The following is a 23,294-nucleotide window of genomic DNA, read 5'->3' as shown; positions in this document are numbered from 1 at the left end:
TGTGCAACATTAAATAAAACGACATGTTGAATTTAAAATCAATTTTTATTTTAATATTCTCTTTACTTCTAAATCATTTAGTATCTAGCCAGAATACAAATGAAGAGCAAAAGGATATTTGGAGTGGAACGTATAATTTAAAACCTTATTTGGAAGAGCAACAAGATACCATAAATTCTCAAATCTACATTATTCAAAAAGCATCGGAAGCAAAAACGGAAAATCTTACAAGTAAATATAAAACTGATTTGTTACGTTGGCACATGGTCAACCAAAACGATTTAGAAAAAGAGCGTGTTATATTGCGAAGATTTTTAATTAATGACCAATACAATGAATATGAAGAATTTGGTTGGACTGAATTATATAAATCTGGAGCAATGAAATGTTTAGATGGTGGGCATTTTTTTATTTGTAAAACTATTGAAGGTGGCACAGTTACAATAGACGAAGAAAAATTTGTATCTAAAACTGGGATTTTTGGAATTATGTTACATCACGGACTCTTTGAGTTAGATAAAATTGAGTAACTACGTTGATTGATGTTGTTACTTATTTAAATGCTACAGCATATATGCTTACGTCTTAGAACACCGACGTCCTAGTGCTAAAGTTCGTTCTTTTTTCTATCTTTATCCCTAATCCTTAAGCTATTAAAAAAAGGCATAAAACTGTTGAGTATCTTACCTAACTCATTTTATTTTTAATTAATGATAGTTCTAATAATATTTCAACAAAAATAAACACCATAAAATTATCAAACATCACTTATATCTTAATGAAACCTTTAGAATGGTTTTTCTTAATGTGTTTATACTTATTTTGTAACAAGCCCGAAGAAAAAATAAAACAACAATATAATAACTAAAATTGCGCATATAAGAAATGACTGCATCTTATGCCTAACCAAAAAAAGAATTACTTCAGAAATAATAAGTAATAAAAATCATTCAAATAAAAAGCCTCTATTGAGGCTTTTTATTATCTAAAATATAATTTAGTCTATATTTCTAACCAAGCGCACATAGTTATAATAACGCTCTCCGCCTTCACTTGCTGGTCCGTTTTCGTGTTTTGTATCAAATCGCACTGCTCCTGCTCCATGAAAATCTAAGCCTTCGTTGTTTACGGCTCGTCCAAAAGCCACATACCACGCATAATAATACGGTTTCCCTTTTTGGAATCTTGCAGAAGTACTAGACCAAAAATAAGGATAATCTAAATCGCTATTTTCATTTGTAATTTCTGATGTATTAAATATTGGATCTATGGCTGGACCTTCTTTTGAAGCATCTTGAGCCCCTGGTGCATAATCATAATCAACGATGCCTTGTAATTCTTTTATGTTTGGTAAACGCCAATCGCTATAATTTGCTAATTTAGAGTCTTCTGCATACATTAAGGCTTGTTTCCAATCTAAGCCTTTACGACTATCATTTTTAGACCACATTAAGCCCGTAGCTTTATCTGTAATGGTTTCATCTCCATTATCTTTAAAATTGTTAACAGCATAAGCATCACCTCGCACAGCACGAACATGTTTTAACATTGGGTTGCCTGTTGGTCGCTCTCCATTACCAGGAGGAGGAGGTCTATTTCCTTTTTCTTTATTTTCGCTATCTAAACCTTGTGGTTTTTGATCTCCAAGGGGTGGACCTTTGCGCTCTCCTCGATCTTTTGGTGCTTCACCAGGATAGGCTTTAATATGTCCTGTGGCATGATTGACTCCAAATGCAGCTGTATATTGTCCTTCTTCGGTATGCCCAACATAAGTATCACTCACCCAATATTGTTCACTTTTATCGACATGTTCGTTATTTACAAGTGAAAAATAAGTTGTATCTAAATATGGCCAACCTTCACTAAAATCGCTAATAGCATATAATTCTTTAGTTGTTGGTAGTCTCCAATCATCATAGCCACCAAGCTCTAGGTTTTCGGTATAATCCTTAGTATCTTGCCAATTAAAACCTTCTGTCGCTGGTATTTCTTGCCATGATAATCCTGTGTTGAGATCTTTAATAGTACCATCTCCATTGTTAAGATATGCCATCCTCTTACCTTTTAGGTAATTGGCATCTTGACCGAATAATGAATCCGTTGGCTTTAAATCTGTGATTATATTTCCATCTTCATCATACAGAGACACTTGTCCTGTTGCTACCTGCACATAGCTCTTCTTGGCCATTTCAGTTTGTTGTGTGTTTTCAACTTGTGTTTTTGTTGTTTTATCACTTTTACAAGACATAGCAAATATTGCTAGAGATGAAAGTATTAAAACTTTAAAATTAAAGATTTCATATGTTTTATTATTAATTTGAATTTAATTACTCGTAACGTAACGCTGTAATAGGATCTAAAGCAGAAGCTTTTCTTGCAGGATACCATCCAAAAAAGATACCTGTAATCGCACATACAGCAAAAGATATTATAATAGAATACAAAGCGACGCTGGTAGGCCAATTCAAAAACTTCTCTATGAAAACAGTTGCTCCAAGCCCTAGAATAACACCTAAAACTCCCCCTGTAATACTAATTAAAATAGCTTCAATTAAAAACTGCATTAAAATATCTGCACCTTTAGCACCAACAGCCATACGTAGTCCAATTTCCTTGGTTCTTTCTTTAACAGACACATACATAATGTTCATAATTCCAATACCACCAATCAATAACGATATACTTGCAACTGCGACTAAAAGAATGGTTAACATCTCACTTGTTGAACTAAATGTAGAAATTAACTCTTCCATAGAACGTACACTAAAATCGTCATCTTCATTATCCATCAATTTGTGTTGAGAGCGTAAAATTTCAGTCACTTGAGTTACAGCTTCTGGCGCATCATCTTCACTCACTGCTGAAGCCATGACTTGATTTAAATAATCAATGGCTAGAATACGTTTTTGAACTGTGGTGTATGGTGCTATAACCACATCATCCTGATCTTGACCAAAGGTGTTTTCTCCTTTTTCTTCTAAAACTCCAATGACCTTAAAAGGAATATTATCGAAACGAATCATTTGCCCTACGGGTTCTCTACCGTCAGGAAACACATTATCTACAACAGTTTGCCCAATAAGAGCGACTTTAGAAGCCGATTGAACCTCAGCATCAGTAAACATACTTCCGCTTTGTAAATCCACAACTTTTATATTTAAATACTCTGGGTTAACACCATAAATAGTACTTGGCCAGTTATTAGAACCGTTAATTACTTGTCCGCCGCCATTTACAACAGGTGTAATGTAACTTAACATTGTAGCTTTCTCTTTTATAACATTATAATCATCAAGTGTTAGGGTTTGTACATCTCCTCCACTTCCTCTTGCAGGACCTCTATCATCAGCACCAGGTCTAATAGTTATCATATTAGAACCCATTGCAGAAATTGTTGTTCTTATACTTTCTTTAGAACCTTCTCCGATCGCTAACATAGCGATGACTGATGCCACACCAATGATGATACCTAACATAGTTAGCAATGTTCTTGTTTTATTAAGAATGATTGCCTTTGTAGCGATTTTGAATAAATTGAATAGTCTCATAATTAATCGTCTTGTTTAGGTAATTTAGCTAATTGGTCTGCTGCAGATTGTATATTATGATTTAAATAATCTTGCATAATATCTCCATCTTTTAACACAATTGTTCTATTACTAAATGTTGCAATATCTGGCTCGTGTGTTACAAACGTAATTGTAATTCCTTTTTTGTTTAACTCTTGAAACAAAGACATGATCTCGTAAGAGGTTCTTGTATCTAAATTTCCTGTAGCCTCATCTGCAAGAATCATTACAGGGTTGTTTACCAATGATCTGGCAATAGCAACACGCTGTTGTTGTCCTCCCGAAAGTTGCGAAGGTGTATGATGCAATCTATCACCTAAACCAACCATCTCTAAGGCTTTGACTGCGCGTTCCCTTCGCTCTTCAGAAGTTACTTTGCTATTATATAATAAGGGTAATTCTACATTTTCTATAGCAGATGTTCTTGCTAATAAATTATACGATTGAAAAATAAATCCAATCTTTTCGTTTCGTATGGTGGCCAATTCATTTCGACTTAAGTCTTTTACTTTTACACCATCAATTTCATAAAGACCTGAAGTTGGTTGATCTAAACAGCCTAAAATATTTAACATTGTACTTTTACCAGATCCACTAGATCCCATTATGGTCACAAATTCTCCTTCGTTAATGCTAAATGAAATTCCTCTTAATGCGTGAACTGTTTCAGTTCCCATCGTAAATTGACGCTTTAAGTCTTCTATTTTAATTATTTCTTTACTCATGGCTCTTTACTTTTTCTTTCCTCCTGGACGTTGGGGCATAAATGGACTTTCGCTTGTACCTGCAGGATTAACTTCTGATTTAGAAACTCCTTTTAAACTATAAACTAACTTATCACCTTCATTAATTCCGCTTAAAATCTGAACATTTACACCATCACTAGCACCTAGAGTTACTGTTTTTTCAGTAATACTTCTATCCTTGCCAAGTACCCAAAGTGTTTTACTATCTGCTGAAGCACTTGTTGTTCCGCTTTGTAAATTATGATGCGCATTATAAGTTGCTAGAGTTTCTGTTTCAGGTTTAAAATTGATAGCTTTAGCTTCAGCTGTTAACACATCATTTAATTCTAAAGTGAAAATTGAAATGGTAGCCGTTAATCCTGGTTTTAATTTTAAATCTTCATTATCAGCTTTAATAACTACCGTATAGGTGACGACGTTTGAAGTCACTGTAGGATCTAAACGTACTTGTGTTACTTCTCCATTAAACGTCTCACCGATGTAAGCATCTACAGTAAACTCTACACGTTGCCCTTCTTTTACACTTCCTATATCTGCTTCATCAACATCTGCTTCAACCTGCATTTGTTTTAAATCTTGAGCAATGGTGAATAAAGTTGGTGTACTATAACTTGCAGCAACGGTTTGTCCTTCGTCTATATCTCTAGATAATACAACACCATCTATTGGCGAATAAATATTTGCATAACCTAAGTTGGTTCTTGCAGATTGTAAATCTGATAAACGTTGTGTTACGGTTCCTTTTGCTGTTTGATAGCTATACTCTGCATCATCGAAATCAGATTTACTAATCACCTGATTGTTAAACAATGTTTTTTGTCTTTCGTAAATAGTTTGCGTGTAATTTCTTTGACTGACAGCATTATCATAAGACGCTTGTGCTTGTGTAAGTGATGCTTTTAGATTTGTTTTATCTAATTCTGCGATAAGTTGTCCTTCTTTAACTTCACTATTATAATCTACAAGTACCTTTTCTACCACACCAGAAACTTGTGTACCAACATCGACTTGATTAATAGGTTCAATCGTTCCAGTTGCTGTAACCATAGTGGTTACATTCGCTGTTTTAGCAACAACCGTTTTAGCTTCTATAATGATGGCATCTTCACCTTTAAAAAAGCTGAAAGCTGCAATAGCTAGCCCGACTAAGACAATGCTACCGATAATTATTTTCTTTTTATTTTTCATGATGGTTTTGTTTATCGTTTCTTATTAAATACTAACATTTCACATATAAAAATGTGCCGTATATACTTGTTTTGATTATAGTTTTATTTCGTTTCCTTGATAATATTGTAAAAGTTGGTGATACAATACGTTTAAGTATTTTGATTGTAAATAGTTCTGTTGTGTGTTAGTATACGTATTTTGACTAATGACTAAATCAGTAGTACTCAAGGCTCCTAATTCATATTTTTTCTGTGCTAATTCATAAGATTGCTCTGCGGCATCTTTAGAAGCTGCTGCTGCAATCACTTGCTCTTGTGCAGATATTGCATTTTGATAAGCGGTTTCTACACGTTTGTAAAGATCCTTTTCTGTAGCCTGTTTCTGAATTTGTGCTTTTTCAATATTAATCGTCGCTGTTTGCACTGCAGCTTTAGTTTGATTTCTGTTGAATATTGGAATACTCAATGACAAACCTAGTTGCTGATTAAAATTCACATCAAATTGATCGGTAAAATTGTTATCGTTAATACTCGTATAACCAGATCCTAAACTTCCAGATAATGTTAAAGTTGGCAAATACCCACCTTTAGCAATATCTAATTCTTTCTCTGTAGCTGCAATATTAACATCACTCGCTTTTATCTCAGGTAAAATACCTAAAGCCTTATTGTAAATATCAAGCTTATCTAATTCTAGATTTACCACATCCATGTTTTCCGAAATAGCTTCAATTTCCAAATCATCTGCAGGTGTTAATTCTAATAACTGTTTAAGAGTAATGATATATTGTTGGTAATCATTTTTAGCTGCAATAATGTTGTATCTGTTTGTTGCCGCTTGGCTTTGTGCTTCTGTGTAGTCGCTTAAAGCTATAGTTCCAGCATCTAAGCGTGCTTTAGCTCTTGCCACTTCATTCTCTGAAGCCTCTAAATTGTTTTCTGCAATTGTAATGCTTTCCTTACTGTAAAGCGTTTGTAAATAGGTTTCTAAAATATTTAGAATAATATTGTTTTTTTCTACATCTTCTTCAAGAATACTCTGATCTAACAATAATTTACTTTGCTTAATTTGGTTGGTAATTTGATTCCCTTGAAATAAAGTTACAGAACTATTGATGCCTACATTTGTACTGTGAATTTGATCCGTTACATAATCACTAGTAATAGGATCAATAGTATTTCCGCTAGAAAAACTTTGAGATGCACTTCCAAATAAATTAGGTAATCTTGATGATTTTGTTGCACTGTAATCAACTTCAGCAAGTTCCTTATTTAAATTCGCTTCTTTTACTGTAATATTATTCTCTATCGCATATGCTATACAATCTTCTAAAGACCATATTTTTTGAGATGAATCCGTTGGGTTTTCTTGAGCAAAACCGAGCTTTGCAAAAAGTAAAACTACGAGTAGTATATATGATTTCATTTTATAGTGTTTTAATTGAACACTTCAAAGGTGAAACTATAAAGCCTAGTCTTAAACTGTAATATAAGTTAGCATCAATTACCTATACAAATCATTAGATTTTATCGACGAGATATTTTTGTACGATAGCTTCTACAAGACGTTTTAATATAAAATGGTCTTATTATTTTTTTTATAAAATGTTTCGTTTAAAGTAAAAAGACCTTTCTTTTTTTATAAAAAAATGATTTAAAAAGGTTGTTTCTACTATGTTGTCTTTTGCATATTCTGTATCTTTGTTAGTGCCGAGAATCTCTTGATAACTACAGAGTATTATACCACTAAAATGAAAAATTATAAACCTAAAAACAGATTATCCTCAAAAGCTTATATCGATGGTGTTTTAGCTGGAGATCGTGTTGTATTATCTAGAGCGATTACAATTATAGAAAGTAATTTAGAAAGCGATAAAATCTTAGCAAAAGAAATTGTTCAGCACATATTACCAAGTTCTGGGCAATCTATTCGCGTTGGCATTACAGGAGTTCCTGGTGTTGGAAAAAGTACATTTATTGAAGCCTTTGGTTTATATCTGGTTAAAGAAGGTCATAAAGTTGCTATTTTATCCATAGATCCAAGCAGTCAGCGCTCTAAAGGTAGTATTCTTGGAGATAAAACAAGAATGGAAGAATTATCAATGTTAGAAGAAGCTTACATTAGACCTTCCTCTACTGGAGATACTTTAGGAGGTGTTGCTAATAAAACAGGCGAAACCATGTTGCTTTGTGAGGCCGCGGGTTACGATGTTATTTTAGTGGAAACCGTGGGTGTTGGACAGTCGGAAACGGCTGTACATGGTATGACGGACTTCTTTCTACTCTTAATGCTTTCTGGTGCTGGTGATGAACTACAAGGCATTAAAAAAGGGATTATGGAAATGGCAGATATGGTGGTCATCAATAAAGCCGATGGAGATAACATTACAAATAGTAAAATAGCAAAACGACAATATCAAAATGCCTTACATATATTTCCTCTATCAGAATCTGGCTGGAGTCCTGTAGTTAGTACAGCATCATCAACAAAGCATACAGGAATTTCTAATGTTTGGGATCAGATACAGAATTATAAAACACTAGTTGACGAGAATGGTTATTTCTTAAAAAATAGAAACCATCAGCAAATAAAGTGGATGTATAATAATATCAATGAAGAATTGAAACACATGTTTTATGGTTCTAAAAACATTAAAAGTGAACTCGTTCAACTAGAAAAAGACATTGTATCTTCTAAAATATCACCAGTAAAGGCAGCACTGCAGATTCTTAAGAAATTTAAAAATTCCTTTTAGAAGAAATTCATCTATAAATCTTCAAAAAATTGCGATGATGACATTTAATAATTATTTTGACAAGCAGTTTGAATTACGCTATTTTGAGATGAATGAATTAGGGCTAGCAACACCAGCTATAATGTTAGCCTTATTAGAAGAAACTGCTGCAGAACATTGTTATTTTATAGATTATAGTTTATTTAATTTATTTGAAAAGAATATCGGTTGGGTCTTATTTTCTGGTGTCTTACAGATGGACCGTTATCCAAATTATAAAGAAAAAATTACGATTAGAACTTGGTTGTCTAATTACTCGACTATTAAAGGTTACAGAGAAAATCTGATTTTTGATGAACATCAAAATATTATTGGTCGTGCAAAAGGCTTATGGGTGTTTTTCGATATTGAAAAAAGAAAACCTACTCCAATTTTTCAAGATATTAAAGAGAAATGGTCTTGCTATACTGAAAGTGCTATTGCTACAAATATTAAGAAGAAAATAAATGCAGTAGAACAAGCTGATTATTCAGGAAAATTTAAGGTTCATAGATTTGATACAGACATGAATAAGCACGTTAATAATATTCGATATTTACAATGGGTTATTGAATCGATACCTGAAACTATTGTAAATACACACTTTTTGCATGTTATTGATGGTCGCTTTATTTCAGAAGCTCAGTTTGGTGATACTGTTATTTCATTAACAAAAGCGCTTGATACCCCAAATAATTTTCAACACACAATAAAAGTAAAAGGGAGTGATAAAGTTTGCGCTACAGCAACTACTATTTGGAAAAAATATTAATGGTTACCTTACTGAATATAACAATACAAAGCCTAAACAATTATAATGTTTAGGCTTTTCTATGGTTAAAAATTTATAACAAGTATCAGTTTAGGCGTGGTCTTAAAAATTCTCTCTTCTCTAGTTTTAAATGTGCTTCAACCTTCTTAATGTGATAATTTTATATTTAGAGTTTATTCTTTCTCTAAATATTTTTCCATAATGGTAATTGCGGATTCTGATATTACAGTACCAGGTCCAAAAATGGCAACTACTTTTCGTTCCAATAAAAAGTCATAATCCTTAGCTGGTATAACTCCACCTGCAAAAACCATGATATCTGGTCTTCCTAATTTTTCTAACTCATTAATTAATTGAGGAATTAAGGTTTTATGTCCTGCAGCCAAACTAGAAGCACCAACAAAATGCACATCATTTTCTATGGCTTGTTTGGCCACTTCTTCAGGGGTTTGGAATAACCCTCCCATATCTACATCAAAACCTAAATCTGCAAAACTAGAAGCAACAACTTTTGCACCTCTATCATGTCCATCTTGCCCCATTTTAGCAATCATAACTCTAGGTCTCCGGCCTTCAATTTCGGCAAACTTATCAGTCATTTTTTGAGCTTTAGCAAAAGTATCATCGCTTTTAACTTCTTTACCGTAAACACCACTAATTAATTTTGTAGCCGCCTTATGGCGTCCGAAGTGTACTTCTAAAGCATCTGATATTTCACCTAAAGTGGCAAAGTTTTCGGCTGCTTCAACAGCAAGCTCTAGTAAATTTCCTTTTTTACCTCCTGCACAATCCTCTAAGGCTTTCAAATTCGCAGTAACAATTTCTGAATCACGTTCTGCTTTCATTTTATTTAAACGCGCAATCTGAGAATCCCTCACAGCTGTATTATCAATATCTAAAATTTCTATATTTGATTTTTCTGTGGTTTTAAATTTATTGACACCCACTAAAATATCTTGTGCAGAATCTAAACGTGCTTGTTTGCGAGCAGACGCTTCTTCAATTCTTAATTTAGGAACTCCAGTTTCTATAGCTTTAGCCATTCCACCAAGCTCTTCAACTTCTTCAATTAGTGTCCATGCTTTTTTAGCAATTTCTTGCGTTAAATATTCTACATAATAAGAACCAGCCCAAGGATCCACGGATTTGGTCATTTGGGTTTCATCTTGAATAAAAATCTGAGTATTACGTGCAATCCTTGCAGAGAAATCTGTAGGTAAAGCAATCGCTTCATCTAAAGCGTTGGTGTGTAAAGATTGTGTACCACCCAAAGTGGCTGCCATTGCTTCAATACACGTACGAGCTACATTATTAAAAGGATCTTGCTCACTTAAACTCCAACCAGACGTTTGACTATGTGTACGCAATGCCATTGATTTTGGGTTTTTAGGATTAAACGATTTTATGATTTTTGCCCAAAGCATACGCGCTGCACGCATTTTTGCAATTTCCATAAAGTGATTCATTCCTACCGCCCAGAAGAATGATAAACGTGGTGCAAATTCATCAATTTTTAAACCTGATTTTAATCCCGTTCTAATATATTCCATACCATCAGCTAAGGTATACGCCAATTCAATATCAGCCGTTGCACCAGCTTCTTGCATATGATAACCACTAATAGAAATGGAATTGAACTTGGGCATGTTTTTGGTTGTGTAATCAAAAATATCGCCAATGATACGCATGGAAGGTGCCGGTGGATAGATGTAAGTATTACGCACCATAAATTCTTTCAAGATATCATTCTGAATGGTTCCTGAAAGTTTATCTAATGTTACACCTTGTTTTTTAGCGGCAGCAATATAAAACGCCATAATTGGCAATACAGCGCCGTTCATAGTCATAGAAACCGACATTTTATCTAATGGAATTTGATCGAACAAAATTTCCATATCTAAAATAGAATCTATAGCAACACCAGCCTTACCAACATCACCAGTTACACGTGGGTGATCGGAATCATAACCACGGTGTGTTGCTAAATCAAAAGCTACTGAAAGTCCTTTCTGACCAGCAGCTAAATTTCTTCTGTAAAAAGCGTTTGACTCTTCTGCGGTTGAAAATCCAGCATATTGACGAATTGTCCATGGGCGCATGGCATACATTGCACTGTAAGGGCCTCTTAAAAAAGGAGGCACACCAGCTGTATAATGTAAATGTTCTGCTTCTGAAATATCGTCTTTTGTAAAATGTTTTTTTACAGGAATGCCTTCAGGAGTATTCCAAATTTCTTTAGTCTCTTCTTTTGTTTCAACGGTATGTTTTACAGCTGAATTTAATGTTATATCTGAAAAATCGGGTTTCATGTCGTTTTTATTTAGAGATTTCAATAGTAATATGCAATCGCAAAAGCGCTATCATACTTCTAAGGATTTAAAGTTTTTTTGGATTTTTTCTTGAATAGAAGAAAGTGTTACAAGAATATCTGCTCTCGTATTAACCACACCATCTAAGCCAGATTCAGTTAATTCGTCCATGTTTTTTGGTGCGCCTGCTAACAATAATACTTTGTCTTTATTAAGCTTCCTAAATGTATTTATAAACTCTAAAGCTGTAGCGTCGTAGTCTTCGTCTGAACTACAAATTACAACCACATGAGCTTCTGATTTTGCACTTTCAGTAGCAGCTACATTCGCGTTTTCAAAACTTTCTTCTTGGTGAACATCAAATCCACTAATGCCCATAAAATCGTAAGCAAATGCTGCTCTCGCTTTTCGCATCGTTAAATTACCGTAACTCGCTAACTGAACAATAGGTCGTACATTGGTTTGATCTACTAACTCTTCTGTAACTCTACGCATCGCTTCTATTTCTAGAGATGCGCGTCTTGGAGTTAATACTTCTGGGTTGGAAGTCATCCCTTTTGATAGAAGCTTTTTGTCTACAGTTTCCATAAGGTTTGGATATTTATTTATCCCAACCATTGGTATTCTACGTTGACTAATTAATTTTAGTTTTTGTAAACGAATTTCACCGATTTGTTGTTGAATAGTTTCGTTTTCAAAAGCGGTATAGAAACCTCCTTCACTTTCAATCGCTTTAAATAACTCTAAAGCTTTTTCTGCTATTTTAGAACTCACTTCTTCAATATAATAAGAACCATCAACAGGATTAGATACTTTACCAAAATAAGATTCTTCTCTTAAAATGGTGGTGATATTACCAGCTATTCGACTTGAAAAATCAGAAGGGTTTTTAAACTCTCTATCATAAGCATCAATTAAAACACCATCAACATTTCCTAATATAGCAGCCATTGCTTCTGTGGTACAACGTAATAAGTTAGTTTCAGCATCGGTTACAGATTTGCTCCAAATAGAAGTTTTAGCAGTCATCGTATTACAGAAATCTACAACATCATATTTAGCTGCAACTTCAGCTAATAAATTGTTAAAGGCTCTAAATTTTCCTATTTCAACAAAATATTCTAACCCAATAGCAAGTTCTACATTTAAATGATCAAATATGCTTTGAACAGCAATACCTTTTTCTTTTAATTTTTCAATTAAAAAAACCAAAGAACTCAACGTGTAAGCAATTTCTTGAACTTGATTAGCGCCAGAATCTAAATATTCTGTTCCTGAAATTGTAATAACTTTGAAGTCAGGAAAATATGTGACGAGCTTTATTAATTCTGCAATAACATCAATTTCATTGTCATCAAAAACGCCTGTTGTAACATAATTTGATATTAAACCCGTATCTATAAATCCTTTTAATTTTGCTTCTTTAGCAAATGCGACTAAGGTTTTGGTAAAAGCGACAGCGTTTTTTTTTAATTTAAATGAGACCGCGATTTCATTTAAATTAATACCTTTTAATAATTCGGCTACAGGTACTGTTTCTTTTAATTGAAAAATAAGACCATTAACACCTTCTTGAACAGCGACTAATGCTAACTTATTTCCATTAGCAACAGATGTAACAGCTATGGTTCTGTAATTGACTAAAGTCTGAGAATTTTCACCTGTATTTTTTAGTTGTGTTATTTTATCTTCAATTGTATAGCAAGGTTGAATCTTAATACCTGTTAAGTTTTTCCAAACTAGTTTTCTATCAAAATCTGCACCTTTTAAATCTACTGTAACCCTTTCCATCCACTGTTCTTTTGAAACAGGTGAGAATTCTGAAAAAAGTGGTTTGTTTTTAGTATTCATAATATTAAAATTATTTAATTCATCGTTGTTGTTATCCTAAGAAACTTAGTATAATACCAGCTGCAATTGCAGAACCAATAACCCCAGAAACATTGGGTGCCATGGCATGCATTAACAAGTAATTACTTGGATCTGATTTTAAACCTTCGGTATGAACAACCCTTGCACTATCAGGTACTGCTGAAACACCTGCTGCACCAATTAAAGGGTTTATTTTATTCTCACCTTTTAAGAAAAGATTCATAAACTTAGCAAATAATAAGCCTCCCATAGTTGCAATTACAAATGATATGGCACCTAAGCCAAAGATTAACATCGAATCTTTAGTGATAAAGATATCTGCTTGTGTCGAAGCACCAACGGTAACCCCTAATAATATAGTTACGATATCGATCAGTTTTGTTCTTGCAGTTTCTGCTAAACGCTCAGTTCTGCCTGATTCTTTTAATAAATTCCCAAAGAATAACATACCCAATAAAGGTAAGGCACTTGGTGAAATAAATAAAGTTAAAATTAAAGCGACTACAGGGAATATCATTTTCTCTTTTTGTGTTACCGCTCTTGGTGGTTTCATTTTAATTTTTCTATCTTTTTTTGAAACCAATAAACGCATTAAGGGAGGTTGAATTACAGGTACTAATGCCATGTAAGAATAAGCAGCAATAGCGATTGGTCCAATTAAATTTTTAACGGTTGTACCATCTGCAAGGACATTTATACCGTTTGCTAATTTAGACGAAAGGAATATAGCTGTTGGTCCATCTGCACCACCAATAATTCCTATAGCACCTGCTTCGGGAAGGTTAAATCCTAAATAAAGAGCACCTAAAAACGTAGCAAAAACACCAATTTGTGCAGCACCGCCTAATAACATTAGTTTTGGATTTGCTATTAAGGATGAGAAATCCGTCATTGCCCCAATTCCTAAGAAAATAAGTGGTGGATAGATCCCTTTTACCACACCAAAATAGAGGTAGTTTAAAACAGATCCTGTTTCATAGATTCCTGTTTGATTTCCTGCAACGAAAGGAATATTTCCTATAATAACACCAATCCCAATTGGTATTAATAATAAGGGTTCATAATCGTATTTAATTCCTAAGTATATAAAAATGATTCCTATAAAAATCATTAAAATATGTCCTGATGTTGCATTTGCAAATCCGGTATAATTATAAAATTTCTCTATACCTTTAAATGCACCATCTAGAACACTTTCATCATCTGCATTGTCTACTACTTGCGTTGTAGATACGGTTGCACTGTCTACTGCGTTTATATTTGTGCCTAATCCAAGTACTGGTTTAATAAAAATCAGTAATGACAAAACACTAAATATTATAATTAGTTTTTTCATTTTTTTCTTTTAACTAATGGTTAGTATTTATAATTGAGTCAAGTAGAATATAGCATTCTATTCTAGCTCAATCATTACTGCATCTTGTAATACTTGTTGCCCTACAGTTACTTGTATGGCTGTTACAGTCCCAGCTTTTTCTGCTACGATATTATTTTCCATTTTCATGGCTTCTAAAACTAATAATTGATCATTTTCTTTTATAATATCCCCGATTTTTACATTAATCGATAGAATAACACCTGGTATTGGTGCTACAATTTTAGTAGTTGCAGATTTTGGATTAACCTTTAAAGGTACAGCAGGTTGTTTTGAAGCAGATCGAATTAAAGTTGGTGTTTTAGTCGTTTTTACATCTGCCTTTAGTACCACATCATAAGAGGTACCATTTACCTCTAAATTAATAACATTGTCTTCATGTGATTTTATATTAACCGTATAGCCGTTTTCGTTGACTTTAAATTTATAAGTTTTCATGTGGTTTAATTTATTGCTTTTTAACAGACACATGCTGTTAGCTATTCATCATCTTTCTTAGCGATTAACTTTTAGCATGCTTGTTTTATATTTATAATCTATTTTGAATGCCGTAAATTTTTGAACTCCACGGTGAATAAGCTTTTTTAACTTGTTTTATAGTTAGTATGCCACTTTCATGATCGTGTTGTTCGCTCATATACATATGAATTGAAGCACCAATTACTGCTGAAATTTCACCTGTAAAATCGCTATTGTCTTTAACTTTAATTTCACTGATTTTTTTATCTTTTCCTTTCGTGATTATTTTATATAAATAAAGCATCACCGGCAAACCGTAATTAAAGAAAAGTGCTAGTGTAACTAATGCACCAAAAACAATTAGAAGCCCTGTAATTAGTATAACATAACCTTCACTTATAGGATCTGTATTTAATAGAATCTGTATCATTATAATGGGATGTTTGAGTGTTTTTTAGGTGGATTTACATCTTTTTTATTTTGAAGTAGCTCTATAGCTCTAATTATTCTGAATCGAGTATTTCTAGGCTCAATAACGTCATCAATAAATCCATATTTAGCAGCCTGATAAGGGTTTGCAAACTTATGTGTGTATTCATCTTCCTTTTTCTGAATGTAATCTTCTTTTTCTGTGTCGTCTTCAATTTTTCTAATATTAGAACCTTCTAAAACTTCTACAGCACCCTTTGCTCCCATTACCGCAATTTCTGCAGTTGGCCATGCGTAGTTTAAATCACCTCTTAATTGTTTACAACTCATAACATCATGAGCACCACCATAAGATTTACGTAGTGTAATCGTTACTTTAGGCACTGTAGCTTCACCATAAGCAAATAGTAATTTTGCACCGTGTAGAATGATTCCTCCATATTCTTGCCCCGTGCCCGGTAAGAAACCTGGTACATCTACAAGCGTTACAATAGGAATATTAAAAGCATCACAGAAACGAACAAATCGTGCTGCTTTTCTTGAAGCATCAATATCTAAAACACCTGCATAATATTTGGGTTGATTGGCAACAATACCAACTGGACGACCGTTAAATCGTGCAAAACCAACACAGATATTTCGGGCATAATTTCTATGGACTTCTGTAAACTCACCGTTATCTGCAAGAATTGAAATAACATCAACAATATCATAAGGTTGATTTGGGTTTTCAGGAATAATATCATTTAAGGCATCTTCTAATCGGTCTATCGGATCGTTACACTGTATAATTGGCGCTTCCTCAAGGTTATTTGCAGGCATATAACTTAGTAACTTACGGATAAGAAGTAAGTTTTCTTCGTCACTTTCTGCTAAGAAATGAGAAACACCAGAACGGGTAGAATGAATTTTAGCTCCACCTAATTGCTCTGCTGTAACCACCTCGCCTGTTACCGATTTTACCACTTTAGGCCCTGTAACAAACATGTAGCTTGTTCCTTCTGTCATAATTGTAAAATCTGTTAGTGCAGGTGAGTAAACCGCTCCACCAGCACAAGGACCTAGTATGGAAGAAATTTGAGGAATAACACCTGAAGCCATAATGTTACGTTGAAAAATTTCGGCATAACCCGCTAAAGATCTTACCCCTTCTTGAATACGTGCTCCACCAGAATCATTTAACCCTATTAAAGGCACTCCAATTTTCATGGCCATATCCATAACTTTACAAATCTTTAAAGCATAAGTTTCAGATAATGATCCGCCGAAAACTGTGAAATCTTGAGCGAATAGATAGACAATTCTTCCATCAATGGTTCCATGCCCAGTAACAACGCCATCTGAAAGATAAATTTGCTTGTCTAATCCAAAAGATTTTGTTCTATGTGTCACAAACATGTCAAACTCTTCAAAACTATCATCATCTAAAAGTATATCTATACGTTCACGAGCGGTGAGTTTACCTTTAGCATGTTGAGAATCGATACGTTTCTCTCCACCTCCTAATTTAGCTTGGACTCTTTTTTCTATAAGCTCGTTAATTTTATCTTGATTTGCCATAAAAATTGTGTATTACTTATATATGCTATGATTTGATATTAGTTTCTTTTTGAACAAAGTTCGGTGAGTACCCCTAAAGTAGATTTAGGATGAAGAAAACCGATATCTAAACCTTCAGCCCCCTTTCTCGATTCTTTATCGATTAGTCTGACTCCTCTTTCTTCTACGGTTTTTAAAGCTTCAGTAGCATTATCTACAGCAAAAGCAATGTGGTGAATACCTTGTCCTTTTTTTGAGATAAATTTACCTATTGGTCCATCTGGCGATGTGCTTTCTAATAATTCTATTTTTGTGTTACCTACCAAAAAAAAGGCTGTCTTCACTTTCTGATCGACAACCTCTTCTATAGAATAACATTTTAAGCCTAAAACGGTTTCATAGTATTTAATAGATTCTTCTAAATTTTCAACTGCGATACCTAAGTGCTCTATATGTGAAATATTCATAATAAGATATTTTATTTCAACAAATTTAGTTTACAGTAGGTTTTTATAATATGACAGATATCATATAATGAAATAACATTGTTTTTTTTATCATACCTTCAAAAAATTATGATTTATAATCTGGAAATATGAATTAATCTTATAAAAACAAAAAAGAGGATCGTTATAATAACGATCCTCTTTAAATCTTTTACACTACTAACAAATTGCAGTAGTAATTATAATGTGTTATTATTTTAAACTTATTGTGTTATTAAGTTAAACGAAATTTTAATCCCTTGTATAATCATTCCTGTTCCGATGATAGCAATAATTAAACCCATTATTTTTCCAATTACTGAGATTACATTATTACCAACTATACCAACAATAAAATCACTTAAACTAAAAGTAACATAAGTTAACAGGCTCATAAATCCGAAAATAGCAATCACTAAAAATATTTGTAAAGCGCTTCCGCTAGAGACAAAATTCATAGCTGTTACAATAGTCCCTGGACCCGCTAAAATAGGAATAGCTAATGGTGAAACTGCAATGTTTTCATCTTCATCAACATTTTTTAAGTTCTTTACATTCGATTTTTTAGATTGTAGCATTTCAAAACCAATATAGAAGATTAAAATACCTCCAGTAATTTTAAATGCAGGAATACTAATATTAAATAATTCAAAAATATACTTACCTAATAAAATAAATACAGTTACAATAATAAAGGCAATGATGTTAGCTCTTTTATTGATATCCTGTTTGGTTGCTCTATCTTCACCTTGCGTTAAAGATAGGAAGACCGTCATGTTTGATATCGGGTTGGTAATGGCAAAAAAGCCTGTAAACACAGTTATCGAAAAAGTAATAAGATTATCCATTAATCGTTGGATTTTAAAATTTTAAAATGATCAAATTACTTCATTATTTTTAAAGTCATTTGATTTTTGGTTAAAAAAAGAGTTCTTGACTAGATCAAGTGATCAAAGTGATCAAATAGTTTAAAAAAAAGGTAAAACTTTAATCATTAAAATTAGCCCCATAATTACTGACTTTCAATAAAATATAAATGTTAGCTACATTGAAAAATAAAAGTGCTAATTTATATTTATTTAAAATATATTTAACTAATTTATCTCATATAATTTATACATTATTAGTAATAAAAAAATCCCGCTAAAGCGGGATTTTAATTTATTGTTATTCAAGGTAATTAATAACTGATATCATTCAGAAATTTATTGACATTCTCTTTGGTTTCACCTGTACGTTTTTGAATACGTCCTATCAATTCATCTTCCTTTCCTTCGGCATAATCTAAATCGTCATCAGTGAGTTCACCCCATTTTTGCTTAATTTTTCCTTTAGCAATATTCCAATTTCCTTTTGCTTTATCTTCCCATGCTTTTGACATAATTCTTGAGTTTTTGTAGTTAATGCAAATCCTTGTGATTCGCTATGATGTAAAGATAATAGGCTTTGTAAAGGTGTTTTAGCTCTATTCATTTATTAGTTGACTCGTTTCACTAAACATTGTTATCCTTGTTAATAGTAGATAATAATTTATTTATAAAACTAAACATAAACCTTTGTTAAAAAAAAGAATGAACGTTCATTTTTAGTTACATTTGTACCAGAATTAAAATTATCATGGCAAAACTTCAAAAAAGTATAGACAAAAGAAACGCATTAGTTAAAGCAACTATAGAGTTGGTCAATAACAATGGATTTCACGCTACGCCAATGAGTAAAATTGCAAAAATGGCAAAAGTATCGCCTGCAACAATTTATCTCTATTTTGAAAACAAACAAGATTTAGTTAATCAAACTTATATCGAAGTTAAAGCAGAATATACCAATTATGCTTTTGCAACTTACGAAGAAAATATGTCCGTTGAAGATGGTTTTGAATTGATTTGGAAACGCATAGCAGATTTTAAATTAAAAGAGTGCGAACACGCTATGTTTTTAGCCCAATGTGATAATACACCAATGATAGATGAACCCAGTAGAATTGAAGGTATAAAACACCTACAACCCCTACTCGATCTTTGGCAACGCGGCAAAAAAGAAGGTTTAGTAAAACCTCTATCTGATTTTATTTTGTACGCCTATGCCATTAATCCTCTATCATTTTTAATGATTACTCAAAAAAGAGGTGCATTTCAATTGAACGAATCTCATATACAAGAGGCTTATCAAGCGGCTTGGGATAGTATTAAAGTGAATAAGTAATATGAAAAAAACAGCTATCCTCTTAGGAGCTTCAGGCTTAACAGGTTCTCATGTGCTTCAAAAGTTAATTGCTGATGAACGTTACGAGACCATCAAATTATTTTCGAGATCTAGAATTGAAAGTTTGCCTCAAAATAAAGTACAACAGTTTACAGGAAACTTACTAGAATTAGAACAATTTAAAACCGACTTTATAGCGGATGAAATATACTGTTGTATAGGTACTACAAAATCAAAAACACCAGATAAGGTGATGTATAAAAGAATTGATTATGGTATTCCTGTTGCAGCTTCAAAATTAGCAAAAGCTAATGGCATCAACACCTTTTTGGTAGTCTCTGCAATGGGTGCGAATAAAAAGAGCAGTGTCTTTTATAACAAAACTAAAGGAGAAATGGAGCAAGATGTATTAGCAGTAAAAATAGCTAACACTTATATCTTCAGACCATCTTTAATTGGAGGTAATCGAGAAGAATCTAGATCGCTTGAAAATTTAGGATTAAAGATTTTCAAAATCATTCAACCTTTATTTATAGGGCCTCTACAAAAATATAAAGTCGTAAATGCAGCAACAATTGCCACAGCGATGATTACAATAGCAAATACAAATAAACAAATAGAAGCCATTATTGCTTCAGACAAAATTAACACAATAGGAAACAATTAATAAAAAAGAAAAACTATGGAATTATTAGATAAATTAAAATGGCGTTACGCAGCTAAAGCAATGAATGGTGAAACTGTTCCTGAAGAAAAATTACATAACATTTTAGAAGCCGCACGCTTAGCACCAACATCAAGTGGTTTACAACCTTTCGAAATCATCGTAGTTGAAAATAAAGACTTAAAAGAACAAATTAGACCAGTAGCTTGGAACCAATCGGTAATTACAGACTGCTCTCACCTACTCGTTTTTGCAGCTTGGGACACTTATACACCAGAACGCATTAATCATATGTTCGATTTAACAAATGATATTCGTGGTTTTAAAAATCAAGGTTGGGAAGACTACAGACAAATGTTATTAAATTCTTATCCTCAAAAAGATGCAGAAGAGAATTTTAATCACGCTGCTAAACAAGCCTATATCGCTTTTTCTCAAGCTTTAACTGCTGCTGCTTTTGAAGGTGTTGATGCGACACCAATTGAAGGATTTGACCCAGATGCTGTAGATAAAATTCTTGGATTACGAGAAAAAGGATTACGCAGTGCCGTTTTAATGCCAATTGGTTATAGAAAAGAAAATGAAGATTGGTTAGTAAATCTTGTTAAGGTGAGAAAACCTATGGAAGAGTTAGTAACTGTAATGAAATAAAAAATAAAACATGATGACAAAGACTATATTATTAAAAAATAGACCTCAAGGAAAACCATCAATATCTAATTTTGAATTTACAAAAGATGATTCAGAATTATCAATTAAAGATGGAGAACTACTTTTAGAAACCACTTATGTTTCTGTAGATCCTTATTTAAGAGGAAGAATGAGCGATGCAAAATCGTACGTACCACCTTTTAAACTTAACGAACCTGTACATTCTGGCGTTATCGCTAAAGTGATCAGTTCAAAAAATGAAAAATTTACAGAAGGAGACTATGTTTCTGGTATGTTAAACTGGCAAACAAAACAAGTTTCAAATGGCGAAGGACTTAATAAGGTAGATCCATCTAAAGCGCCATTAAGTGCTTATTTAGGGATTTTAGGTATGACTGGTTTAACCGCGTATTGTGGCTTAACAGAAATAGGAAAACCTAAAAAAGGAGAAACTTTAGTCGTTTCTGGTGCTGCTGGAGCCGTTGGTTCTGTGGTTGGACAAATCGGAAAAATACTAGGATTAAGAGTGATTGGTATTGCGGGTTCTGATGAAAAAGTAGAGCTATTAAAATCAAAATTTGGTTTTGATGAAGGGATCAATTACAACACGACTGAAAACATGCAAGAAGCTATTGCTAAAGCAGCACCAAACGGTGTAGATGTTTATTTCGATAATGTTGGAGGACCAATTTCGGATGGTGTTTTAGTGAATATTAACCAATTAGCAAGAATCATTATTTGTGGTGCAATTTCAGTTTACAACAGTACAGAAGCACCAAAAAGCTTAAGTGTACAACCATTTTTAGTAAAAAACAGTGCTTTAATGCAAGGTTTTATCGTTTCTAATTATGCAGCTAAATTTCCAGAAGCGATTAAACAATTAGCAACTTGGTTAGCTGAAGATAAATTAACCTATTCTGAAACTGTAGTTGAAGGTTTTGATAACATTCCTCAAGCTTTTATAGACTTATTTGATGGTAAGAATAAAGGTAAAATGGTTGTTAAGATTTAAAAATCAAATGACAACTAGTCCTAATAGTTTCATTCCTAGAATTGTTCACTAGAGAGCATTTTAGAATGGATTATACAAAATAAAAAAAAGAAAAGAAAATGAATAATTTTGAATTTAAAAACCCTACCAAAATCATATTTGGTAAGGACACGATAGAAAAACTAGAAAACGAAATTCCTAAAGATGCAAAAGTCCTATTACTTTATGGAGGCGGAAGCATTAAAAAAAATGGTATTTACGATCAAGTAAAAACAGCTTTAGCAAAAGTAGATGTTGTTGAGTTTGGAGGTATTCCTGCTAACCCAGAGTATTCTAAATTAATGGAAGCTCTAAAAGTAATTAAAGACGAAAATATCACCTATTTACTAGCTGTTGGTGGTGGATCTGTAATTGATGGTACTAAATTTTTATCTGCTGCTGCTTTATATGAAGGAGATACACCTTGGGATATTTTAACCCAAAATATTAGAACGACAAAAGGAATGCCTTTTGGTACGGTATTAACTTTACCAGCAACAGGTTCTGAGATGAATTCTGGTTCTGTTATTACAAGAGCTGAAACTAAAGAAAAACTAGCTATGGGAGGTCCTGGTTTGTTTCCTCAGTTTTCTATTTTAGATCCACAAGTCATTACTTCTATTCCGCAACGTCAATTGGCAAACGGAATCACGGATGCTTTTACACACGTTTTAGAGCAATATATGACCTATCCTATTGGCGCTTTATTGCAAGATCGTTTTGCTGAAAGTATTTTGCAAACCTTAATCGAAATCGCACCAAAAGTATTGAAAGATCCTACAGATTATAAAGCCGCTTCTAACTTTATGTGGAGTTGTACTATGGCTTTAAATGGATTAATTCAACAAGGTGTTCCTGGAGATTGGGCCGTTCATGCTATTGGTCATGAGTTAACAGCCTTATTCGGAATTGATCATGCACGTACCTTAGCGGTAATTGCACCAAGCCATTACAAATATAATTTTGAAGATAAAAAAGAAAAATTAGCACAGTACGCTGAGCGTGTTTGGAATATTACAGAAGGAACTACTAATGACAAAGCTTATGCTGCCATTGATAGAACGGAAGCATTTTTCCATGAATTAGGAATTGATACTAAACTTTCAGATTACACTAAAGATTATGAGGGGACTGCTGAAGAAATTTCAAAACGTTTTGTAGAACGTAAATGGATGGGATTAGGAGAGCACAAAACCTTATCACCAGACCGTGTAGAGAAAATTGTTAAAATGGCTTATTAATTTTAGAA

23 protein-coding genes are annotated in these 23,294 nt (G+C 33.1%); 9 read left to right on the top strand and 14 right to left on the bottom strand.

Annotated features, from left to right (window positions below):
- The first annotated feature begins 23 nt into the window (after positions 1 to 23).
- The gene (locus tag HM985_RS07765; protein ID WP_179375713.1) at positions 24 to 530 is read left to right on the top strand and encodes a phosphate ABC transporter permease; all 507 of its coding nucleotides are present in this window, start codon (positions 24 to 26) and stop codon (positions 528 to 530) included.
- A 164-nt stretch (positions 531 to 694) separates the two neighbouring features.
- Entirely contained in the window at positions 695 to 868 is a 174-nt protein-coding gene (locus HM985_RS17400) for a DUF6688 family protein (RefSeq protein ID WP_317167131.1), read from the top strand.
- 129 nt (positions 869 to 997) lie between these two features.
- On the opposite strand, the gene HM985_RS07760 is transcribed toward HM985_RS17400, so the two are convergent.
- The 5 genes from HM985_RS07760 to HM985_RS07740 all read right to left on the bottom strand — a co-directional run bounded on the left by HM985_RS07760 (position 998) and on the right by HM985_RS07740 (position 6,910).
- Positions 998 to 2,248 carry an Lcl C-terminal domain-containing protein gene (locus tag HM985_RS07760; RefSeq protein WP_179375712.1) on the bottom strand — a complete coding sequence of 417 codons (1,251 nt, stop codon included), beginning with the start codon at positions 2,246 to 2,248 and terminating at the stop codon, positions 998 to 1,000.
- A 79-nt stretch (positions 2,249 to 2,327) separates the two neighbouring features.
- Positions 2,328 to 3,548 carry an ABC transporter permease gene (locus HM985_RS07755; RefSeq protein WP_179375711.1) on the bottom strand — a complete coding sequence of 407 codons (1,221 nt, stop codon included), beginning with the start codon at positions 3,546 to 3,548 and terminating at the stop codon, positions 2,328 to 2,330.
- Positions 3,549 to 3,550: 2 nt separating this feature from the next.
- Positions 3,551 to 4,294 carry an ABC transporter ATP-binding protein gene (locus tag HM985_RS07750; protein WP_217363304.1) on the bottom strand — a complete coding sequence of 248 codons (744 nt, stop codon included), beginning with the start codon at positions 4,292 to 4,294 and terminating at the stop codon, positions 3,551 to 3,553.
- A 6-nt stretch (positions 4,295 to 4,300) separates the two neighbouring features.
- Complete coding sequence (locus HM985_RS07745; protein WP_179375710.1) at positions 4,301 to 5,503, bottom strand: efflux RND transporter periplasmic adaptor subunit; 1,203 nt, start codon at positions 5,501 to 5,503, stop codon at positions 4,301 to 4,303.
- Between the two features lie 75 nt (positions 5,504 to 5,578).
- Positions 5,579 to 6,910 (bottom strand): TolC family protein, encoded by a 1,332-nt coding sequence (locus HM985_RS07740; RefSeq protein WP_179375709.1) that lies wholly within the window; start codon positions 6,908 to 6,910, stop codon positions 5,579 to 5,581.
- A 325-nt stretch (positions 6,911 to 7,235) separates the two neighbouring features.
- Between HM985_RS07740 and meaB the strand changes: the two genes are divergently transcribed.
- Entirely contained in the window at positions 7,236 to 8,240 is a 1,005-nt protein-coding gene (gene meaB, locus HM985_RS07735) for a methylmalonyl Co-A mutase-associated GTPase MeaB (protein WP_179375708.1), read from the top strand.
- A 34-nt stretch (positions 8,241 to 8,274) separates the two neighbouring features.
- A complete protein-coding gene (locus HM985_RS07730; RefSeq protein ID WP_218843386.1) occupies positions 8,275 to 9,030 on the top strand; it encodes an acyl-[acyl-carrier-protein] thioesterase in 756 nt (251 codons plus the stop codon).
- Positions 9,031 to 9,203: 173 nt separating this feature from the next.
- Here HM985_RS07730 and scpA read toward each other — a convergent pair whose 3' ends face one another.
- The 9 genes from scpA to HM985_RS07685 form a co-directional block, all read right to left on the bottom strand.
- Positions 9,204 to 11,339: a methylmalonyl-CoA mutase gene (scpA, locus tag HM985_RS07725; RefSeq protein WP_179375707.1), complete on the bottom strand. Its 2,136-nt coding sequence runs from the start codon at positions 11,337 to 11,339 to the stop codon at positions 9,204 to 9,206.
- A 51-nt stretch (positions 11,340 to 11,390) separates the two neighbouring features.
- Positions 11,391 to 13,190, bottom strand: coding sequence for a methylmalonyl-CoA mutase family protein (locus HM985_RS07720; protein WP_179375706.1), 1,800 nt, complete (start codon positions 13,188 to 13,190; stop codon positions 11,391 to 11,393).
- A 31-nt stretch (positions 13,191 to 13,221) separates the two neighbouring features.
- Positions 13,222 to 14,547, bottom strand: coding sequence for a sodium ion-translocating decarboxylase subunit beta (locus tag HM985_RS07715; protein WP_179375705.1), 1,326 nt, complete (start codon positions 14,545 to 14,547; stop codon positions 13,222 to 13,224).
- A gap of 57 nt (positions 14,548 to 14,604) precedes the next feature.
- A complete protein-coding gene (locus HM985_RS07710) occupies positions 14,605 to 15,024 on the bottom strand; it encodes a biotin/lipoyl-containing protein (RefSeq protein WP_179375704.1) in 420 nt (139 codons plus the stop codon).
- A gap of 91 nt (positions 15,025 to 15,115) precedes the next feature.
- Positions 15,116 to 15,475: an OadG family protein gene (locus tag HM985_RS07705; RefSeq protein ID WP_179375703.1), complete on the bottom strand. Its 360-nt coding sequence runs from the start codon at positions 15,473 to 15,475 to the stop codon at positions 15,116 to 15,118.
- On the bottom strand, positions 15,475 to 17,034 hold the full coding sequence (locus HM985_RS07700) for an acyl-CoA carboxylase subunit beta (RefSeq protein ID WP_179375702.1): 1,560 nt from the start codon (positions 17,032 to 17,034) through the stop codon (positions 15,475 to 15,477). The genes HM985_RS07705 and HM985_RS07700 overlap by 1 nt, the downstream gene beginning before the upstream one ends.
- 38 nt (positions 17,035 to 17,072) lie before the next feature.
- The gene (gene mce / locus HM985_RS07695) at positions 17,073 to 17,480 is read right to left on the bottom strand and encodes a methylmalonyl-CoA epimerase (RefSeq protein WP_179375701.1); all 408 of its coding nucleotides are present in this window, start codon (positions 17,478 to 17,480) and stop codon (positions 17,073 to 17,075) included.
- A 242-nt stretch (positions 17,481 to 17,722) separates the two neighbouring features.
- Entirely contained in the window at positions 17,723 to 18,346 is a 624-nt protein-coding gene (locus HM985_RS07690; RefSeq protein ID WP_179375700.1) for a MarC family protein, read from the bottom strand.
- 332 nt (positions 18,347 to 18,678) lie between these two features.
- Complete coding sequence (locus tag HM985_RS07685) at positions 18,679 to 18,879, bottom strand: CsbD family protein (protein ID WP_179375699.1); 201 nt, start codon at positions 18,877 to 18,879, stop codon at positions 18,679 to 18,681.
- A 236-nt stretch (positions 18,880 to 19,115) separates the two neighbouring features.
- Between HM985_RS07685 and HM985_RS07680 the strand changes: the two genes are divergently transcribed.
- The 5 genes from HM985_RS07680 to HM985_RS07660 all read left to right on the top strand — a co-directional run bounded on the left by HM985_RS07680 (position 19,116) and on the right by HM985_RS07660 (position 23,286).
- Positions 19,116 to 19,700: a TetR/AcrR family transcriptional regulator gene (locus HM985_RS07680; protein WP_179312977.1), complete on the top strand. Its 585-nt coding sequence runs from the start codon at positions 19,116 to 19,118 to the stop codon at positions 19,698 to 19,700.
- Position 19,701: 1 nt separating this feature from the next.
- Positions 19,702 to 20,367 carry an NAD(P)H-binding protein gene (locus tag HM985_RS07675; RefSeq protein WP_179375698.1) on the top strand — a complete coding sequence of 222 codons (666 nt, stop codon included), beginning with the start codon at positions 19,702 to 19,704 and terminating at the stop codon, positions 20,365 to 20,367.
- A 15-nt stretch (positions 20,368 to 20,382) separates the two neighbouring features.
- Complete coding sequence (locus HM985_RS07670) at positions 20,383 to 21,015, top strand: NAD(P)H-dependent oxidoreductase (protein WP_173589246.1); 633 nt, start codon at positions 20,383 to 20,385, stop codon at positions 21,013 to 21,015.
- A gap of 13 nt (positions 21,016 to 21,028) precedes the next feature.
- On the top strand, positions 21,029 to 22,027 hold the full coding sequence (locus HM985_RS07665) for an NADP-dependent oxidoreductase (protein WP_179375967.1): 999 nt from the start codon (positions 21,029 to 21,031) through the stop codon (positions 22,025 to 22,027).
- A 98-nt stretch (positions 22,028 to 22,125) separates the two neighbouring features.
- Entirely contained in the window at positions 22,126 to 23,286 is a 1,161-nt protein-coding gene (locus HM985_RS07660; RefSeq protein WP_179375697.1) for an iron-containing alcohol dehydrogenase, read from the top strand.
- Positions 23,287 to 23,294: the final 8 nt, after the last annotated feature.

This window comes from Winogradskyella wichelsiae, assembly GCF_013403925.1.
GTDB lineage: Bacteria > Bacteroidota > Bacteroidia > Flavobacteriales > Flavobacteriaceae > Winogradskyella > Winogradskyella wichelsiae.
The sequence above is the reverse complement of the archived record's forward strand: the minus strand, read 5'-3'. Positions and strand labels throughout refer to the sequence as shown.

What these genes read in the sequence shown, in the direction of transcription:
- meaB (WP_179375708.1), top strand. Translation starts at nt 7,236, where the DNA reads ATGAAAAATTATAAACCTAAAAACAGATTATCCTCAAAAGCTTATATC.
- HM985_RS07670 (WP_173589246.1), top strand. Translation starts at nt 20,383, where the DNA reads ATGGAATTATTAGATAAATTAAAATGGCGTTACGCAGCTAAAGCAATG.
- HM985_RS07720 (WP_179375706.1), bottom strand. Translation starts at nt 13,190, where the DNA reads ATGAATACTAAAAACAAACCACTTTTTTCAGAATTCTCACCTGTTTCA.
- scpA (WP_179375707.1), bottom strand. Translation starts at nt 11,339, where the DNA reads ATGAAACCCGATTTTTCAGATATAACATTAAATTCAGCTGTAAAACAT.
- HM985_RS07665 (WP_179375967.1), top strand. Translation starts at nt 21,029, where the DNA reads ATGACAAAGACTATATTATTAAAAAATAGACCTCAAGGAAAACCATCA.
- HM985_RS07690 (WP_179375700.1), bottom strand. Translation starts at nt 18,346, where the DNA reads ATGGATAATCTTATTACTTTTTCGATAACTGTGTTTACAGGCTTTTTT.
- HM985_RS07705 (WP_179375703.1), bottom strand. Translation starts at nt 15,475, where the DNA reads ATGATACAGATTCTATTAAATACAGATCCTATAAGTGAAGGTTATGTT.
- HM985_RS07680 (WP_179312977.1), top strand. Translation starts at nt 19,116, where the DNA reads ATGGCAAAACTTCAAAAAAGTATAGACAAAAGAAACGCATTAGTTAAA.
- HM985_RS07740 (WP_179375709.1), bottom strand. Translation starts at nt 6,910, where the DNA reads ATGAAATCATATATACTACTCGTAGTTTTACTTTTTGCAAAGCTCGGT.
- HM985_RS07710 (WP_179375704.1), bottom strand. Translation starts at nt 15,024, where the DNA reads ATGAAAACTTATAAATTTAAAGTCAACGAAAACGGCTATACGGTTAAT.
- HM985_RS07685 (WP_179375699.1), bottom strand. Translation starts at nt 18,879, where the DNA reads ATGTCAAAAGCATGGGAAGATAAAGCAAAAGGAAATTGGAATATTGCT.
- HM985_RS07715 (WP_179375705.1), bottom strand. Translation starts at nt 14,547, where the DNA reads ATGAAAAAACTAATTATAATATTTAGTGTTTTGTCATTACTGATTTTT.
- HM985_RS07750 (WP_217363304.1), bottom strand. Translation starts at nt 4,294, where the DNA reads ATGAGTAAAGAAATAATTAAAATAGAAGACTTAAAGCGTCAATTTACG.
- HM985_RS07700 (WP_179375702.1), bottom strand. Translation starts at nt 17,034, where the DNA reads ATGGCAAATCAAGATAAAATTAACGAGCTTATAGAAAAAAGAGTCCAA.
- HM985_RS07745 (WP_179375710.1), bottom strand. Translation starts at nt 5,503, where the DNA reads ATGAAAAATAAAAAGAAAATAATTATCGGTAGCATTGTCTTAGTCGGG.
- HM985_RS07675 (WP_179375698.1), top strand. Translation starts at nt 19,702, where the DNA reads ATGAAAAAAACAGCTATCCTCTTAGGAGCTTCAGGCTTAACAGGTTCT.
- HM985_RS07765 (WP_179375713.1), top strand. Translation starts at nt 24, where the DNA reads ATGTTGAATTTAAAATCAATTTTTATTTTAATATTCTCTTTACTTCTA.
- HM985_RS07730 (WP_218843386.1), top strand. Translation starts at nt 8,275, where the DNA reads ATGATGACATTTAATAATTATTTTGACAAGCAGTTTGAATTACGCTAT.
- HM985_RS07660 (WP_179375697.1), top strand. Translation starts at nt 22,126, where the DNA reads ATGAATAATTTTGAATTTAAAAACCCTACCAAAATCATATTTGGTAAG.
- mce (WP_179375701.1), bottom strand. Translation starts at nt 17,480, where the DNA reads ATGAATATTTCACATATAGAGCACTTAGGTATCGCAGTTGAAAATTTA.
- HM985_RS07755 (WP_179375711.1), bottom strand. Translation starts at nt 3,548, where the DNA reads ATGAGACTATTCAATTTATTCAAAATCGCTACAAAGGCAATCATTCTT.
- HM985_RS07760 (WP_179375712.1), bottom strand. Translation starts at nt 2,248, where the DNA reads ATGTCTTGTAAAAGTGATAAAACAACAAAAACACAAGTTGAAAACACA.